Here is a 15957-nt window from a genome sequence, read left to right as displayed (position 1 = left end):
GCTAAACTCAAGTTTTGCTATTGCAGAGGAGATGGGTTTGACGATGGAATTTACAAAAATGCACGGACTCGGCAACGACTTCGTTGTCGTGTACGGAGAACAGGAATTGCCTTCGAACGCCTCCGAGCTGGCTGTGAAGCTGTGTGACCGCTTCTTCGGCATCGGCGCGGACGGACTCGTATATATATTGCCTTCAGCCAAGGCGGATTTCACGATGCGGATCATGAACTCCGACGGATCCGAAGCGGAGCAATGCGGCAACGCGATCCGCTGCGTTGCGAAGTACGTTTACGATCATGGCCTGATCGACCGCACGGAGATGACGATTGAGACGCTGGGCGCGGGCGTGCAGAAGCTGCGCCTTACCGTCGAGGCAGAAAGGGTCGCCAGCGTGCGGGTCGATATGGGCGAGCCGATCCTGGATGGACTTCGCGTGCCGACAACGGTGGATCAGCATCCGGTGGTGAACCATCCGATCGAGGTTGACGGGCGGGAATTTCGCTTTACGGCCGTGTCGATGGGGAACCCGCACTGCGTAATCTACGTAGACGACGCCGTCAGCTTCGATCTCGGCACCTGGGGGCCGAAGCTGGAGGTTCACCCGCTGTTCCCGCGGAAGACGAACGTCGAATTCGCGACGGTCAACTCCCGGAATCAGATCGATATGCGGGTATGGGAGCGCGGGGCAGGACCAACGCTTGCTTGCGGCACCGGCGCCTGCGCCACGCTTGTAGCCTCCGTCCTGAACGGTGCGGCTGACCGCAGCGCGACCATTTCCCTTAAAGGGGGAGACTTGTTCATCGAATGGGATGAGCGTGACAATCACGTATATATGACCGGGCCTGCCGAAGTTGTGTATACAGGAACCGTTGTCCTGTAATATGATTCCTGAAAGGCTGCTGAAGCGTTGATATCGGAATCGTTAGATCGAACTGGATATACCGCTATTTGCGGCATTATCTGTCCATTGCCTGGAATTACAAGAAGGAGACCTGAAGGAGACCTGAACGGGTCTCCTCTTTGTCTCTTTATCTTTAGGAAGGTTTTGTGATACATTAGTGAAAATATTAGTCAGGTGGAGGGAAGGCACAGTGAAACCGGATCTAAGGCAGGCGTGGGAGAATCAGGTACTGATCGGGGACGGCGCCATAGGTACCTATCTATATCAACTAGGGTTCCCCGTAGGGATATCATATGAGGAGCTGAACCTGACCTCTCCGGAGGTTATCGGAAACGTTCACCGGCAGTATGTTGACGCCGGCGCGCAGTTGATCGAAACGAATACATTTTCGGCCAACTACGACAAGCTGTCCAAATACGGCCTGGAGTCCAAGGTCGGGGAGATCAACCGGGCAGGCGTGCGCATTGCCCGCGAGGCCGCAGGCCGCGACGGCTATGTCGTCGGCGCTGTCGGCTCCATTCGGGCCGGCCGCAGAAGCAACATATCGACTGGCGAGCTGAAGCGGTACTTTGAGGAGCAGCTCAGCGTTCTATTATCCGAGGGCGTCGACGGCATCCTGCTGGAAACCTTCTATGATGTCGAAGAAATCCAGCTGGCGCTGCAGCAGGTCCGCAAGCTGACCGACCTGCCCGTCATTTGCCAGTTCGCGGTCGAGAATATCGCCCGGACGCTCGACGGCTTCTCGATGCAGGACGCTTATCGGATTCTCAGCCAGGAAGGGGCCGACGTGATCGGTTTCAACTGCCGGACGGGACCGAACGGGATCATGCGCGCATTGGAAACGCTAAGCGGGGTTATGAATCTGCCGGCATCGGTCTATCCTAATGCTGGGATCGCCGATTACGTGGACGGGGAATTCCGTTACGGCGCCAGCCCTGAGTATTTCGGTCAAATGGCGGTGCCGTTCGCGGACCTCGGCGCCCGGATTATCGGCGGATGCTGCGGAACGACGCCGGCTCATATCGCGGAGATCGCTTCGGCGTTATCCGGTTACGTGCCATCGCCTCTGCCGGAGGTTGAACCGGCCGAAATCAACCGGATCGTGATTCAGGAGCCTGCGGAAGGCAATCAGCCGGAGCGCTCTTCCGAGCCTTCCCTCGTCGATCTTGTGAAGGAACGCCACACCGTCATTGTGGAGCTGGATCCGCCGCGCGACCTCGACATCACGAAGTTTATGAAGGGGGCCGAGGCGCTGAAGAACGCGGGAGCGGATGCGCTGACGCTAGCCGACAACTCCCTCGCGGTCACCCGGATGAGCAACATGGCGCTGGGGCATCTTGTACAAGCCAGAATCGGCCTTCGGCCGTTGATTCATATCGCCTGCCGTGACCGGAACCTGATCGGGACCCAATCCCATATGATGGGCTTTGACGCGCTTGGCATCGACCATGTGCTTGCAGTTACGGGCGACCCGGCCCGTTTCGGCGACCTTCCGGGCTCGAGCTCGGTTTACGATATGACCTCGTTCGAGATCATTCGGATGATCAAGCAGCTGAACGAAGGCATCGCCTTCTCCGGCAAGCCCTTGAAGCAAAAAGCCAAGTTCGTTGTCGGGGCTGCGTTTAATCCGAATGTGCGCCATTTGGATAAGGCGGTTGCGCGCCTGGAGAAGAAGATTGCGTCCGGCGCGGACTATGTAATGACGCAGCCGGTATATGATCCGGAGCTGATCGTTCGGCTAAGAGAAGCAACCGCTCATCTGGATATCCCGATTTTTATCGGCATTATGCCGCTGGCCAGCGGACGGAACGCAGAGTATCTGCACAATGAGGTGCCGGGCATTCAGTTGTCCGATGAAGTACGCAGCCGCATGGCAGGGCTGGAAGGGGAAGCCGGACGAGCGATGGGCGTCCAAATCGGCAAGGAGCTGCTGGATGTCGCAACCAAGCATTTCAACGGCATTTACCTGATGACGCCGTTTATGTTCTACGAAATGAGCGTGCAATTAATGGAGTACGTCTGGGAGATATCGGGCCGCCGACTGTCCCCCTTGTTTCATTAATAATTATCAATTACAATAGTGTAATGGATGTGATTCCGATGTCATTGAGTATGACCGGATATGGACAGTCCGCCGTCGATTTTCAAGGGTATCATGTGTCAATAGAAGTGAAGTCGGTCAATCACAGGTATTGTGAAGTCGTGTTCAGAATGCCTCGTGAATGGTCCCGCTTTGAGGATTCGCTTCGGAGGGCCGTGCAGACCCGGATCGGCCGCGGACGGGTTGATGTTTACATTAACAAGGAAAATAACGGCGAGTCCCCGGATGCGGTGCTGAATCATGCCATGGTAAAAGCATACTTGCAGGCTGCAGAGGAATTGAAACCTTACGGTATTCAAGGAGAATTGACGGTACGCGACATGCTGTCCCTGCCGGATGTCCTCGTCAGTCCCGGGGGGCTTCCAATGGATGAAGCGCAGCAGCAGGAGTGGCATGATGCGCTTCTTCAAGGTCTCAACAAGGCGCTTGACGGCTTGGTGCAGATGCGGAGCAAGGAAGGGGCATTCCTGGTGAAGGACATCGAGGAGCGGCTTGGCCGTCTTGAATCGCTTCACAGCGAAATGGCCGAGCTGGCGCCTGAAGTGCCGGAGGAATACCGGAAGCGTCTGAGACAGCGCATTGAGTCGCTCGATGACGGGTCGCTTGCCGTTGATGAACATATATTCGGTATGGAAGTGGCTTTGTTTGCCGAACGCTGCAACGTCGAGGAGGAGCTGATCCGTCTTCGCAGCCATTTGGAGCAATGCAGGGAATTGCTTAATCAGAAAGGCCCTGTTGGCCGCAAACTTGATTTTCTGATTCAGGAAATGAACCGAGAAGTCAATACGATTGGATCGAAGGCCAATCATCTGACTCTGGTAAACCGTGTTGTCGAAATGAAAGCGGAACTGGAGAAGATTCGTGAACAAGCCGCCAACGTGGAATGAACTCGGCTTAATCGGCAAATAGAGTCAAATGTATAGGGGGAGCAGTCGCACTATGGCAATCAAACTTATTAATATTGGCTTCGGAAACATCGTATCGGCCAATCGGATCATTTCGATCGTGAGCCCTGAATCGGCGCCGATCAAGAGAATTATCCAAGAAGCACGGGACCGTCATATGCTGATTGACGCTACATACGGCCGAAGAACGCGGGCTGTTATTATTACCGACAGCGACCACGTGATTTTATCGGCCGTGCAGCCAGAAACCGTGGCGCACCGTCTATCCAGCAAAGATGACGACAACGACGAATAAGATGAGGAGTACTATGTCTAGAGGATTATTGATTGTATTATCCGGTCCATCCGGGGTAGGGAAGGGAACCGTCTGCACCGCTCTTCGGAGCCGTGTTCCGGAATTGGTCTATTCCGTGTCGGCCACGACACGTTCGCCTCGCCTCGGCGAGGTAAACGGCGTAAACTATTTTTTCAAAACCCGCGAGCAGTTCATGGAGATGATTGAGAACGATCAGCTTCTGGAGTATGCGGAATATGTCGGGAACTACTATGGTACTCCGCGGGATTTCGTGGAGGAGACGCTCGCCCAGGGCAAAGACATCATCCTGGAGATTGAGGTCCAGGGCGCTCTGAAGGTGAAGGAGAAATTTCCGGACGGAATCTTTGTGTTCCTGATGCCGCCGTCGCTTGAGGAGCTGAAGGACCGAATTCAGGGCCGAGGCACGGAAAACCAGGCAACCATCGAGCACCGCATGTCCGTTGCCGTCGATGAGATCAATTTGCTTCAGCATTATGACTATGCGGTCGTAAATGACGAGATTAATCTCGCATGCGAGAGAATAGAAGCTATTATTATAGCCGAGCATTGTAAAGTGAGAAAATAAATCTTGCCAGCCCATATCGGCTGCGAGATTTCTAGTATAGAAAGAAGAGGTGTTAGAGCTATGTTATACCCATCCATTGATGAAATGATGAACAAAGTCGACAGCAAGTACTCGCTCGTTGTTGCGGCTTCCCGCCGTGCACGTCAGCTCCGCGAGGGTCAACCGAGCGAACTCCAAAATCCGAAATCACATAAATTCGTAGGCGTTGCGCTTGAGGAAATCTACGGCGATTATGTGAAGATTGAACGGGAAGAAGCTTAAACGGCTTCTCCTACATCTGAATAGGAATGCGTTCGCGCAAAAAAATGTGACAACCGAAAGGTTGTTATTTTTTTGCGGGAGTGATGATAGGGTACCTTCAGACCAATCGAAAGCGGGGGAATTGTCATGTTGAACGGGAAAGTCATCGTCCTTGGCGTAACCGGCGGCATTGCCGCTTATAAAGCGGCCACGCTGTGCAGCCGGCTTGTTCAGAGGGGAGCGGACGTGCATGTCATAATGACGGAGTCCGCGAAGCAGTTCATTACGGAATTGACGCTCCAATCCCTGACCAAAAACCCGGTATATTCCGATACCTTCGACGAGAGGGATCCTTCGGTCGTTTCGCATATCCATCTCGCCGATATGGCGGACCTCTTCCTCGTTGCGCCAGCGACGGCCAACGTGATCGGCAAGATGGCCCACGGCCTGGCGGACGATATGCTGACAACGACGCTGCTCGCCACGACGGCGCCTGTCATGATCTCGCCGGCGATGAACGTCCATATGTATACGCATCCGGCGGTTATGGCAAATTTGGAGACGCTGGCTTCACGCGGCGTTGGCATGATCGAGCCGGGCGAAGGGCTTCTGGCTTGCGGCTATGTCGGCAAGGGAAGGATGGAGGAGCCGGATACGATCGTGGAGGTCGTGGAGCGTTTTTTCCAAGAACAGGACAAGCAGGGCGGCCCATCCTTAAGGGTTGACGGAATGCCCGGGTCTTCAGCCGACCATGCAGCGAACGGATCGCATGGCTTGCTGAGCGGCAAGAAAGTCGTCGTTACGGCGGGCGGCACGATCGAGCGGATTGATCCGGTCCGATATATTACGAATGATTCTTCCGGCAAAATGGGATTTGCGATTGCCAAAGCCGCGAAAGAGCTTGGAGCCGAGGTCCATTTGATCGCTGCTCATACCGACGAGGCGCCGCCCGAAGGGATCGAGACGGAAAGGGTGGAATCCGCGGAGGATATGTACCAGGCGGTGCTGCGCGCGTTTCCTGACAGCGATATCGTGGTAAAGGCGGCGGCCGTTGCCGATTACCGTCCACGGGAGGCGGCTTCGTCCAAAATCAAGAAGCGCGGCGATACGATGACGCTGGAGCTGGTGAAGACAACGGATATTTTGGAGAATTTGGGACGCCGAAAGACGACCCAATTCCTGATCGGCTTTGCAGCCGAAACCGACTCCGTAGAGCAGTATGCCAGAGAGAAGCTGAAGCGGAAAAATTGCGATTTGCTCGTAGCCAATGACGTCACGGCAGCGGGCGCGGGATTCGGCACGGACACCAACCTCGTCCAGATTTATGACGCAGAGGGGCTCGTCGAGCGGCTTCCGCTCATGTCCAAGGAGGAAGTGGGCCGGCGGCTGCTGACGCTGGCGGCCGAGCGGCTGTCCGGGAGGTTTTCTTAATGGAAATGGCACGGGTTATTGTGGACGTGCCGTCCAAGGATACGGACCGTCCATTCGACTATTTGATTCCGGAGCGGCTCCGTCCATGGATCGAGGTCGGCAGCAGGGTCGGCGTCCCATTCGGCCACCGGACGCTGCAGGGCTTCGTCGTATCCCTTCATCCGCGTCCGGAAATGGAGACGTCGAAGATGAAGCCGATCCAGGAAATATTGGACGTTATGCCGCCCCTGTCGCCAGAGCTGATCGAGCTTGGCGAATGGATGAAGGAGCGCTACGCCTGCCGGCTGATTACGGCGCTGCAATCCATGCTCCCGACGGCACTGAAGGGGAAAGCGGAAAGGTATATCTCGCTTGGGGACGGCAGCGGGCTGGAAGCCGAGCAGCCGGACAGCCTGTTTGCGCTGCTGCCGGAGAGTGAGCTGGAGCAGCAGCTGATCGCTTTTGTATCCCAGCGGGGCGAAGTGTCTCTGCAGCAGCTCACCCGCGCGTTCCCGGATGCCGCCCAAGCTATCAAGGGGCTGATTGAACGCGGAAGGCTGAGCGAGCATCAGCAGATTAAAGATAAATTGCAGAAGAAAACATTGAAGGCGGTTGGTCTTGCCGTTACGGCAGAGGAGGCGGAAGGGATCCTGGCTTCGTTTCCGGCAAAGGCTCGGAGGCAGAAGGAGATTCTGCAGCATTTGCTTGAAATGGAGCCCTTCCTGCCGCTCCCGCTGAAAGACCTGCTGCAGACGCTTGGCGTTACGGCGGGGACGGTCAAGTCGCTTGCCGATAAGGGCTGGGTCACGCTGGAGGATGTGGAGGTGTTCCGCGACCCTTACCGGGGACGGAATTTCAAGCCGAGCGAGCCGCTGGCGCTGACGCCCGAGCAGCAGCATGTTTACGACAGAATTGTTCGTACGCTGGATGAGCGTGCGCACGGCGTGTTCCTGCTGCACGGGGTAACCGGCAGCGGCAAGACGGAAATCTACCTTCAGACGATTGCCAGATGCCTCGATCAGGGGCGCCAGGCGATCGTCCTGGTGCCTGAAATTTCGTTGACGCCGCAGATGGTCGAGCGCTTCAAGGGGCGCTTCGGAGACCGCGTAGCCGTCATGCACAGCCGCCTCTCGGACGGGGAGCGCTACGACGAGTGGCGCAAAATCCGGGAAGGCCGGGCTTCGGTCGTGGTCGGGGCAAGATCCGCGGTGTTTGCTCCGTTCGATAATCTCGGACTCATCATCATGGACGAGGAGCACGAAACTTCCTATAAACAGGAGGAAACGCCGAAATACCATGCGAGAGACGTGGCGATCCACAGGGCCCGTCGCACCGGCGCCGCCGTCATTCTGGGCTCGGCGACGCCTTCGCTGGAGAGCTATCATGCGGCGAGATCGCAGGCGCAGGATGAATTTGCCCCGGTTCTGCTGGAAATGCGGGCCCGGGCGCTCGGGAACAAGCTGCCGGCGGTCCGCGTGATCGACATGCGCGAAGAGCTTCGCGAAGGCAATCGCTCCATGTTCAGCCGGCCGCTGCACGAGGCGATTGCCGGTCGGCTTGAACGGGGAGAGCAGACGGTGCTGCTCCTGAACCGGCGGGGATACTCCACCTTCGTGATGTGCCGGAGCTGCGGTTATGTGGCGGGATGTCCGGAGTGCGACATCTCGCTGACGTATCACCAGAAATCGAACAATCTGCGGTGTCATTACTGCGGATATGCCGCCAAGACGCCGGAAGTGTGCCCGGATTGCGGCAGCGAGCATATCCGCTACTTCGGAACGGGCACGCAGCGCGTGGAGGAAGAGCTGGCTAAGCTCTTTCCCGGCATTCGCGTTATCCGCATGGACGTGGACACAACGACCGAGAAAGGCTCGCACGAGAAGCTGCTGAAGCAGTTTAGGGAGAAGAAAGCCGACGTGCTGCTTGGCACCCAAATGGTAGCAAAGGGGCTCGATTTTCCCGATGTGACGCTGGTTGGCGTCATAACCGCCGATTCCGCGCTGAATCTGCCCGATTTCCGGGCGGCGGAGAAAACGTTCCAGCTGCTTACGCAGGTTGCCGGACGCGCGGGTCGGCATCAGCTGCCGGGCGAGGTGGTCATACAGTCCTACACGCCGGAGCATTATTCGATCGTTCATGCAAGCGGTCATGATTATTTATCCTTCGTCAAGGACGAGCTGAAGCACCGCAAAGCGCTTCATTATCCGCCTTACTGCAGGCTTATTCTGGTGACGCTGTCCCATGAGCAGCTGCCGCTGCTCGTGCGCATGGCTGAAAATTTTGCCGCGGGGATCAAGGCCGAAGCCGACCGGCGCGGGTGGTTCGGGAGCCTGGACCGCTTCGACGCAAGCGCGCTCGACATTCTCGGACCGGTGGCTTCGCCGATCCCAAGGCTTAAAAATAGATACCGATTTCAATGTATGATAAAATGGCGGGGAACGATGGACGCCGTCTCGCTGACGCGGTCCGTGGCCGAGCAGCTTCAGGACTCGGCTCGGGACAGTACGCTTCAGATCAGCATTGATGTCGATCCGCAAATGTTAATGTAAACCCGCATATACTGATGAAAAGCACAAGGATGGTGTCGTTGAGATGGCAATTCGCTTGATCGTAAAGGAACCGGATGAGGTTCTTCATAAAAAAGCAAAGGAAGTTACGAAAATTACGCCGAACGTTCAGAAGCTGCTGGACGACATGGCCGATACGATGTATGACGCGGACGGCGTCGGCTTGGCAGCTCCCCAGGTCGGCATTCTGAAACGGCTGATCGTTGTGGACGCAGGCGATGAGCACGGATTGATCAAGATGATCAACCCGGAAATCATCGAGAGCGAAGGCGAACAGTTCGGTCCTGAAGGCTGCCTCAGCATTCCGGGCTGGAACGGGGATGTGCGCCGTGCGGAGAAGGTTACCGTCAAAGGACTGGACCGGGAAGGCAATGAGCTCGTCGTGACCGGAACCGGGCTTTTGGCTCGCGCGTTCCAGCATGAGATTGATCATCTGAACGGGGTGTTGTTTACCGATATCGCCGAACGGGTGTATGAATATACGCCGGAGCAGCCGAGAAAAGAGCTGGAAAACCGATGAATATCGTATTTATGGGAACCCCTGCATTTGCCGTACCGAGCCTTGAGATGCTGATCGAGGAAGGGTATAACGTCGCAGCCGTCGTTACCCAGCCGGATCGTCCCCAAGGCCGCAAAAAGGTGCTGACGCCGACGCCGGTCAAGGAAGCCGCGCTTCGCCACGGCATCCCGGTGCTGCAGCCGCAGCGCTTGCGGAACCCTGAGGCTGTAGCGGAGCTGGCGGAGTATAAGCCGGATCTGATCGTTACGGCGGCGTACGGCCAAATTTTGCCGAAATCGGTGCTCGATATGCCGCCGCTCGGCTGCCTTAACGTGCACGGCTCGCTGCTCCCGGCTTACCGGGGAGGCGCGCCGATTCAGCGCAGCATAATCAACGGCGAGAAGGTTACGGGCATTACGCTGATGTACATGGCGGAAGGGCTGGATACCGGCGATATGATCGCCAAAGTCGAGGTTCCGATCGAGGATGAAGATACGGCCGGGACGATGTTCGACAAGCTGAGCATGGCCGGCGCGAGACTGCTGAAGGAGCAGCTGCCGACTTTGGTTCAAGGCAAGGTTGCGGCCGAGCCGCAGGACGAGTCCAAGGCGACCTATGCACCGAACCTGACCCGGGAGGACGAAAAGATCGATTGGTCGAAAACCTCCCGTCAAATCTATGATCAAATCCGCGGCCTGGTTCCGTATTCGGGCGGCTTCACGCTGTGGAACGGGGACGTGTTCAAGGTGTGGGCCTGCGCCAAGCCGGATAAAGGCGACCAAGGCAAGGGCGATGGAGAGCCTGGAACCGTACTGGAAGTTAGTGAGAACGGCATTGTGGTCAAGACCGGCGACGGCGTGTTGACCCTATTGACGGTGCAGCCAAGCGGCAAGAAGGCGATGGACGCAGCCCAATTCGCGCGGGGGACGAGCCTTGCGCCGGGGACGGTGCTGACGTGAGCGGCAGCCCGAAGGGACGTCCGGCGTCGCCGCGGGAGCTGGTGATGCATGTGCTGACACAGGTTGAGCAGGAGGGAGCGTACAGCAACCTTCTGCTCAACACCGCTTTGCAGAAAGCAGCCCTGTCCAAGAGCGATGCGGGTCTGGCCACAGAGCTGATCTACGGGACGATTTCCCGGCTGAACACGCTGGATTATTTTTTGGACAAGTATGTGAATAAAGGCACCCGCAAGCTCCAGCCTTGGGTAAGGGCCTTGCTGCGGCTGAGCCTGTACCAGATTATCTACCTGGACCGAATCCCGGATCATGCGGTGGTGAGCGAAGCGGTCAATCTGGCGAAGCGCCGGGGGCACCAGGGAATCTCCGGGATGGTCAACGGCGTGCTCAGAAATATACTGCGCCAGAAGGAAAGCTTGGCGATCCCTGCCGATCTGCCGGCCGCGAAGCGGATCTCGCTTCAGCATTCGCACCCGGAGTGGCTGGTCGAGCGCTGGATTTCCCAATATGGCCGGGAGACGGCGGAGGCGATCTGCGCGGCCAACAATGAACCGCCGGCGGTCAGCGTCAGAGTAAATACGACGATGATCAGCCGGGAGGAGATGCTGAAGGAGATGGAGGGCCACGGCTTGCAGGCCGCCCCCTCCTCCCTTAGCCCGTACGGCATCGTCGTGAAGGGCGCCGGCAATATGGCCCTGACCGACTGGTATCGTGAAGGCATGATCTCCATCCAGGATGAAAGCTCGATGCTGGTCGCCGAAGCGGTCGGTCCGGAGCCCGGCATGCGGGTGCTGGACTGCTGTGCCGCCCCTGGGGGGAAAAGCGCCCACATGGGGGAATTGATGAAGGACGAAGGCTCCATTGTAGCGAACGACATCCATTCCCACAAAGGCAAGCTGATCGCAGATCAGGCGGCACGGCTGGGGCTGGACTGCATCCGTACGGTAACGGGCGATGCGCTTGAGCTCCCCGCCCGGTTCGAGCCGGCTTCCTTTGACCGGATTCTGCTGGATGCCCCGTGCTCGGGGCTGGGCGTGATCCGCCGGAAGCCCGACCTGAAATGGGGGAAGACGGAGGAGGATATCCGCGAGATCGCGGCGCTGCAGTCGAGGCTGCTGGATTCCGTCTCGGCATTGCTTCGCCCCGGCGGGGTGCTGGTCTACAGCACCTGCACGATCGAGCCGCAGGAGAACGAAGGCGTGGTGACGTCCTTCGTGAACCGTCATCCCGAATTCGAGCTCGATGAAACGGGCAGCCTGTCCCGGCTCAAGGACAACGCGCTTGTCCGCGGCGGCGGCATTCAGATTCTGCCGCAGCACTATCATAGCGACGGCTTCTACATCGCAAGACTGCGAAGACGCTAAAACGAACCCGCGCGCCAGCCCGGCAAGAGGCCCTGCAGCCGTATCTCGCCCGCCGTGCTCTCCGGCGGGTTTTCTCTTTTACCGTCTCTTTTATTTATGGTAAAATAGGAAGAATGAAAAAAGAGTTGCATATGAATGAAATAGACAGGTGTGGTGAAATGAAACCCTTTATATACGATTTTTCGTTGGAAGAGCTTCAGGCATGGGCCCAGGAGCAAGGCGAGCCCGCGTTTCGCGGCTCCCAGATTTACGATTGGCTGTACGTTAAGCGCGTCGATTCCTTCGAGGAGATGACGAATCTCTCCAAGGAGCTTCGCTCGAAGCTGGATGCGTCGTTCAGCTTTGTAACCTTGACGGAGATTACCAAGCTTGAGTCGAAGGACGGCACGGTCAAATTTCTGTTCGGCCTTCATGATGATCATGCGATTGAAACGGTCATCATGAAGCACAACTACGGCAACAGCATTTGTGTTACGACGCAGGTGGGCTGCCGGATCGGCTGCACGTTCTGCGCATCGACGCTGGGCGGCCTGAAGCGGAACCTGACGTCCGGGGAGATCGTCGCCCAGGTGGTTCAGGCGCAGAAAATTCTGGACAAGACGGGCGAGCGCGTCTCCAGCATCGTGATTATGGGCTCGGGCGAGCCGTTCGAGAACTATGATGCTACGATGAAGTTTTTGCGCACGATGATTCACGAGAAAGGACTGAACATCGGACAGCGCCACATTACCGTGTCGACGAGCGGCATCGTGCCGAACATTTATAAATTCGCCGAAGAGGATACGCAGATCAATCTGGCGATTTCGATTCATGCGCCGAACGATAAGCTGCGCTCGAAGCTGATGCCGGTTAACCGCCGCTTCCCGTTCGACGACGTCATTGAAGCGCTGCGCTTCTATCAGGCCAAGACCGGACGGCGCATTACGTTTGAGTACGCGCTGATCGGCGGCGTGAACGACCAGGTCGAGCATGCCGAGGAGCTGGCGGACGTCATCAAGGATATGAACTGCTTCGTCAACCTGATTCCGGTCAACCATGTGCCGGAACGCAAATACGTTCGAACATCGCGCAATGACATTTTCAAGTTTCAACGTGCGTTAGCAGACAAGGGGGTCAATGTGACCATCCGTCGTGAACAAGGCCACGATATCGCTGCCGCTTGCGGACAGCTCCGGGCCAAGCATATGGAGTTGAGGTGAGAAGCTTTGATCAGAACGGTTCATGTCAGCCATGTCGGACGCGTTCGTCCTGTCAATGAAGATTCTGTGTTTGTGAGCACGCTGGAGCACGGTTATACGCTGGGTGTGGTCGCTGACGGCATGGGAGGCCATTTGGCAGGCGACACGGCCAGCCGGCTTGCGGTCGATACGGTAGCCGCGGATTTATCCTCCCTCGAGCCGGGGATTCCTTTGGAAGGGATTCGTGCCGCCCTCGGGGATGCGATTCTGCATGCCAACGAAGTGATCTATCAAGAGGCTTCGTCCGATGAGCGGCTTCACAATATGGGCACGACGATTGTAGCGGTGCTGCTCAGCGGCTCTGAAGGCTATATCGGGCACATCGGGGACAGCAGAGCTTATAAGGTTGCTTCCGGGCAAGTGACGCGCCTTACGGATGACCACACACTGGTGAACGAGCTGTATAAAAGCGGACAGATCACCGAAGATCAGCTGGAGACCCATCCCCGAAAAAATGTGCTGAGCCGTGCGCTCGGAACGGATGAGGATGTGACGGTTGAGCTTACGCCGGTATCCATTTCGGACGGCGAAGTGCTGCTTCTGTGCAGCGATGGACTCAGCAACCGGGTAAGCCGCGACCTGATTGGTCAAATTTCCGGCTCCCTTGACCTTCCTCTGGAGGAACGGGCGGATCGCCTGCTTCAACTGGCGCTTCTCGCCGGCGGCGAGGACAACATTACAGTCGCTATGTTTGAGCATCAAGAAGAGGTTGTCGGGCAACGTAAAAAGGGGTGGGATTCATGATCGGGCATGAATTGGCTGGTCGTTACAAAATTATAGAACGCATCGGCGGAGGCGGCATGGCGCTCGTCTACAAGGCTCAGGATATCCTGCTGAACCGGAATGTAGCGATCAAGGTGCTGCGCCAGCAGTTCGTCCATGACGAGGAATTTATTCGCAGATTCCGGCGCGAGGCGCAATCGGCCGCATCGCTGTCCCATTCCAATGTGGTCAGCATTTACGATGTCGGCCAAGAGGAAGACGTGCACTATATCGTCATGGAATATATCGAAGGTCAGAATTTGAACGAGATCATTAAAGAGCGGGCGCCGCTGCAGGTGGACGAAGCAGTGCGGATCGCCACCCAGATCTGTGATGCGCTGGATCATGCCCATCATAACCAGATTATTCATCGGGACATCAAGCCGCATAACATTCTGATCGGACGGAACGGACGGGTGAAGGTGACCGATTTCGGGATTGCCCGGGCCGTGACGTCGACGACGATTACGCAAACCGGATCGGTTGTCGGATCCGTGCATTATTTTTCGCCCGAGCACGCCAAAGGCGTCGTGACGGGTGAAAAATCGGATTTATATTCCTTAGGTATCGTGTTATATCAAATGCTGACCGCCCGTCTGCCGTTTCTCGGCGAGAGTCCAATCAGCGTTGCGCTGAAGCATCTGCAGGAGGAGTTCGACGAGCCGCGGGAGGTCAATCCGCTTATTCCGCAAAGCGTGGAGAACGTCATTCTGAAATCGATGCGCAAAAATCCGGAGGAGCGCTACCAGTCCGCTCAAGAAATGATGGCTGACCTGGAGACATGCCTTCTGCCTTCCCGCTTGAACGAGCCGAAGATGGAGTTCGAGGAGGACGAGGATTCCACGCGGGTGATGCCGGCACTCAAGACGATGCAGCGCAGCAGCCATCATCCGGACGATGAGCCGGATGAGGATGACGAAGAGGATGATGATGAGGACCGGACGCCGGGCAAGCCGAAGAAGAAATGGGTGAAGCCGACGGTCATCGTCGCTTCGGTGCTGCTGTTCCTGGGAATCATGGCCGGTGTGGTCATGTATGTGAACAACATGCTTGAGGTTCCGGAGGTTACTGTACCTGGGGTAATTGGCATGACCGAGGAGGAAGCCATCCGGACGCTGGAGGGCGAAGGATTGACGGTGGATCCGGAAGTGATCCGCGAATACAAGCCGAACGTTACGGAAGGCGAAGTATTTGACCAGAGTAAGCCGGAGGGCACGAAGGTGAAGAAAGACTCTCCGATTCAGTTGTCCGTAGGGGCGGCGAAGCCGCTTGAGAAAATGCCGAACCTGAGCGGGAAAACGTATGAGCAAGCCGTCGAGGCTTTGACCGCGTTGGGCATTCCCGCAGAGGCAATAAATAAGTCTGAAGAAAACCATGACGAGATCGAAGCGGGTATGATCATCAGCCAAAATCCATCTCCCGATACGGACCTCGATCCTGATAAGGCCGCAGTCAGTCTGGTCGTCAGCAAAGGCAAAAAATTTGTCAAGATGCCGGCTCTCGTCGGCATGACCGAAGAGCAGGCCAGAGATGCGATCGAATCGCGGGGCCTGGTCGTTGATGCGGTCAAGCAAAAACCGAGCTTCGAAGTCAAACAGGGCATCGTGATGGAGCAGTGGCCTTACGAGGCGAACGCAGAAGTCGCCCCTGGGGAGAAAATTACATTTTTCGTCAGCTCCGGCTATCCGCCCGAGGCGCTGGAATACAATTACAGCGTTCCGATTTCTCCGGCTTACGAAGGGCAAGAGAGCAAAATTCGCATCGTGTTCTCGGACGCGCTGGGCGACAACCAAGAGGCCGTAAACAAAACGATTACGACCTCGGAATGGGTATCGGTGAAGCTGCTGCTCGCACCGGATAAGCACGCAACCGTCCAAATTTTCCGGGATGGCCGTCAGGTGGAAACGTACAGCGTCAGCTACAGCGACGTCAAGAACGGAACCGTGCCGCAGCCGACGATGGAACAGCCGCCTTTACCGCCGGATATGCAGGTTGATACGAATCCGGATGAAGGCACCGAAGGAACCGATGGCGGTGAGGAAGGCTCGGACGCGGAAGACGATTCCGCTTACGAGTGGGAGCCGGGCAACGGCAATGGAAATGGTCATGGCCGGGGCAAGGGCAATGAATGAT

The 15957-nt window shown here is 56.9% G+C and carries 14 protein-coding genes; all 14 read left to right on the top strand.

Annotated features, from left to right (window positions below):
- Nucleotides 1-43 precede the first annotated feature (43 nt).
- The 14 genes from dapF (at nt 44) to pknB (ending at nt 15956) form a co-directional block, all read left to right on the top strand.
- Nucleotides 44-880, top strand: coding sequence for a diaminopimelate epimerase (gene dapF / locus NSQ46_RS20275; RefSeq protein WP_007129644.1), 837 nt, complete (start codon nt 44-46; stop codon nt 878-880).
- Between the two features lie 211 nt (nt 881-1091).
- Nucleotides 1092-2963, top strand: a complete 1872-nt coding sequence (locus tag NSQ46_RS20270; RefSeq protein WP_007129645.1) for a bifunctional homocysteine S-methyltransferase/methylenetetrahydrofolate reductase — start codon at nt 1092-1094, stop codon at nt 2961-2963.
- A 38-nt stretch (nt 2964-3001) separates the two neighbouring features.
- Nucleotides 3002-3889 (top strand): YicC/YloC family endoribonuclease, encoded by an 888-nt coding sequence (locus NSQ46_RS20265; protein WP_028405229.1) that lies wholly within the window; start codon nt 3002-3004, stop codon nt 3887-3889.
- Between the two features lie 52 nt (nt 3890-3941).
- The gene (locus NSQ46_RS20260; protein ID WP_006209218.1) at nt 3942-4202 is read left to right on the top strand and encodes a DUF370 domain-containing protein; all 261 of its coding nucleotides are present in this window, start codon (nt 3942-3944) and stop codon (nt 4200-4202) included.
- A gap of 13 nt (nt 4203-4215) precedes the next feature.
- Complete coding sequence (gene gmk, locus NSQ46_RS20255) at nt 4216-4788, top strand: guanylate kinase (protein ID WP_007129647.1); 573 nt, start codon at nt 4216-4218, stop codon at nt 4786-4788.
- Nucleotides 4789-4848: 60 nt separating this feature from the next.
- Nucleotides 4849-5049, top strand: coding sequence for a DNA-directed RNA polymerase subunit omega (gene rpoZ, locus NSQ46_RS20250; protein WP_007129648.1), 201 nt, complete (start codon nt 4849-4851; stop codon nt 5047-5049).
- Nucleotides 5050-5175: 126 nt separating this feature from the next.
- Nucleotides 5176-6459 carry a bifunctional phosphopantothenoylcysteine decarboxylase/phosphopantothenate--cysteine ligase CoaBC gene (coaBC, locus tag NSQ46_RS20245; RefSeq protein WP_007129649.1) on the top strand — a complete coding sequence of 428 codons (1284 nt, stop codon included), beginning with the start codon at nt 5176-5178 and terminating at the stop codon, nt 6457-6459.
- Nucleotides 6459-8987 (top strand): primosomal protein N', encoded by a 2529-nt coding sequence (gene priA, locus NSQ46_RS20240; protein ID WP_342574494.1) that lies wholly within the window; start codon nt 6459-6461, stop codon nt 8985-8987. Before coaBC ends, priA begins: the two co-directional genes overlap by 1 nt.
- 43 nt (nt 8988-9030) lie before the next feature.
- Nucleotides 9031-9525 carry a peptide deformylase gene (def, locus tag NSQ46_RS20235; protein ID WP_213617033.1) on the top strand — a complete coding sequence of 165 codons (495 nt, stop codon included), beginning with the start codon at nt 9031-9033 and terminating at the stop codon, nt 9523-9525.
- Entirely contained in the window at nt 9522-10463 is a 942-nt protein-coding gene (fmt, locus tag NSQ46_RS20230) for a methionyl-tRNA formyltransferase (RefSeq protein WP_342574493.1), read from the top strand. Before def ends, fmt begins: the two co-directional genes overlap by 4 nt.
- Nucleotides 10464-10507: 44 nt before the next feature.
- Complete coding sequence (gene rsmB / locus NSQ46_RS20225) at nt 10508-11824, top strand: 16S rRNA (cytosine(967)-C(5))-methyltransferase RsmB (RefSeq protein WP_244869300.1); 1317 nt, start codon at nt 10508-10510, stop codon at nt 11822-11824.
- A gap of 158 nt (nt 11825-11982) precedes the next feature.
- On the top strand, nt 11983-13023 hold the full coding sequence (rlmN, locus tag NSQ46_RS20220) for a 23S rRNA (adenine(2503)-C(2))-methyltransferase RlmN (RefSeq protein ID WP_007129654.1): 1041 nt from the start codon (nt 11983-11985) through the stop codon (nt 13021-13023).
- 6 nt (nt 13024-13029) lie between these two features.
- On the top strand, nt 13030-13806 hold the full coding sequence (locus NSQ46_RS20215; protein WP_007129655.1) for a Stp1/IreP family PP2C-type Ser/Thr phosphatase: 777 nt from the start codon (nt 13030-13032) through the stop codon (nt 13804-13806).
- On the top strand, nt 13803-15956 hold the full coding sequence (gene pknB, locus NSQ46_RS20210; protein ID WP_342574490.1) for a Stk1 family PASTA domain-containing Ser/Thr kinase: 2154 nt from the start codon (nt 13803-13805) through the stop codon (nt 15954-15956). Before NSQ46_RS20215 ends, pknB begins: the two co-directional genes overlap by 4 nt.
- Nucleotide 15957 lies beyond the last annotated feature (1 nt).

It is taken from the genome of Paenibacillus sp. FSL M8-0142 (assembly GCF_038597315.1).
In the GTDB taxonomy this organism is placed as follows: domain Bacteria; phylum Bacillota; class Bacilli; order Paenibacillales; family Paenibacillaceae; genus Paenibacillus_AQ; species Paenibacillus_AQ lactis.
The sequence above is the reverse complement of the archived record's forward strand: the minus strand, read 5'-3'. Positions and strand labels throughout refer to the sequence as shown.

What these genes read in the sequence shown, in the direction of transcription:
- NSQ46_RS20265 (WP_028405229.1), top strand. Translation starts at nt 3,002, where the DNA reads ATGTCATTGAGTATGACCGGATATGGACAGTCCGCCGTCGATTTTCAA.
- fmt (WP_342574493.1), top strand. Translation starts at nt 9,522, where the DNA reads ATGAATATCGTATTTATGGGAACCCCTGCATTTGCCGTACCGAGCCTT.
- NSQ46_RS20260 (WP_006209218.1), top strand. Translation starts at nt 3,942, where the DNA reads ATGGCAATCAAACTTATTAATATTGGCTTCGGAAACATCGTATCGGCC.
- rsmB (WP_244869300.1), top strand. Translation starts at nt 10,508, where the DNA reads ATGCATGTGCTGACACAGGTTGAGCAGGAGGGAGCGTACAGCAACCTT.
- pknB (WP_342574490.1), top strand. Translation starts at nt 13,803, where the DNA reads ATGATCGGGCATGAATTGGCTGGTCGTTACAAAATTATAGAACGCATC.
- gmk (WP_007129647.1), top strand. Translation starts at nt 4,216, where the DNA reads ATGTCTAGAGGATTATTGATTGTATTATCCGGTCCATCCGGGGTAGGG.
- coaBC (WP_007129649.1), top strand. Translation starts at nt 5,176, where the DNA reads ATGTTGAACGGGAAAGTCATCGTCCTTGGCGTAACCGGCGGCATTGCC.
- def (WP_213617033.1), top strand. Translation starts at nt 9,031, where the DNA reads ATGGCAATTCGCTTGATCGTAAAGGAACCGGATGAGGTTCTTCATAAA.
- rlmN (WP_007129654.1), top strand. Translation starts at nt 11,983, where the DNA reads ATGAAACCCTTTATATACGATTTTTCGTTGGAAGAGCTTCAGGCATGG.
- dapF (WP_007129644.1), top strand. Translation starts at nt 44, where the DNA reads ATGGAATTTACAAAAATGCACGGACTCGGCAACGACTTCGTTGTCGTG.
- rpoZ (WP_007129648.1), top strand. Translation starts at nt 4,849, where the DNA reads ATGTTATACCCATCCATTGATGAAATGATGAACAAAGTCGACAGCAAG.
- priA (WP_342574494.1), top strand. Translation starts at nt 6,459, where the DNA reads ATGGAAATGGCACGGGTTATTGTGGACGTGCCGTCCAAGGATACGGAC.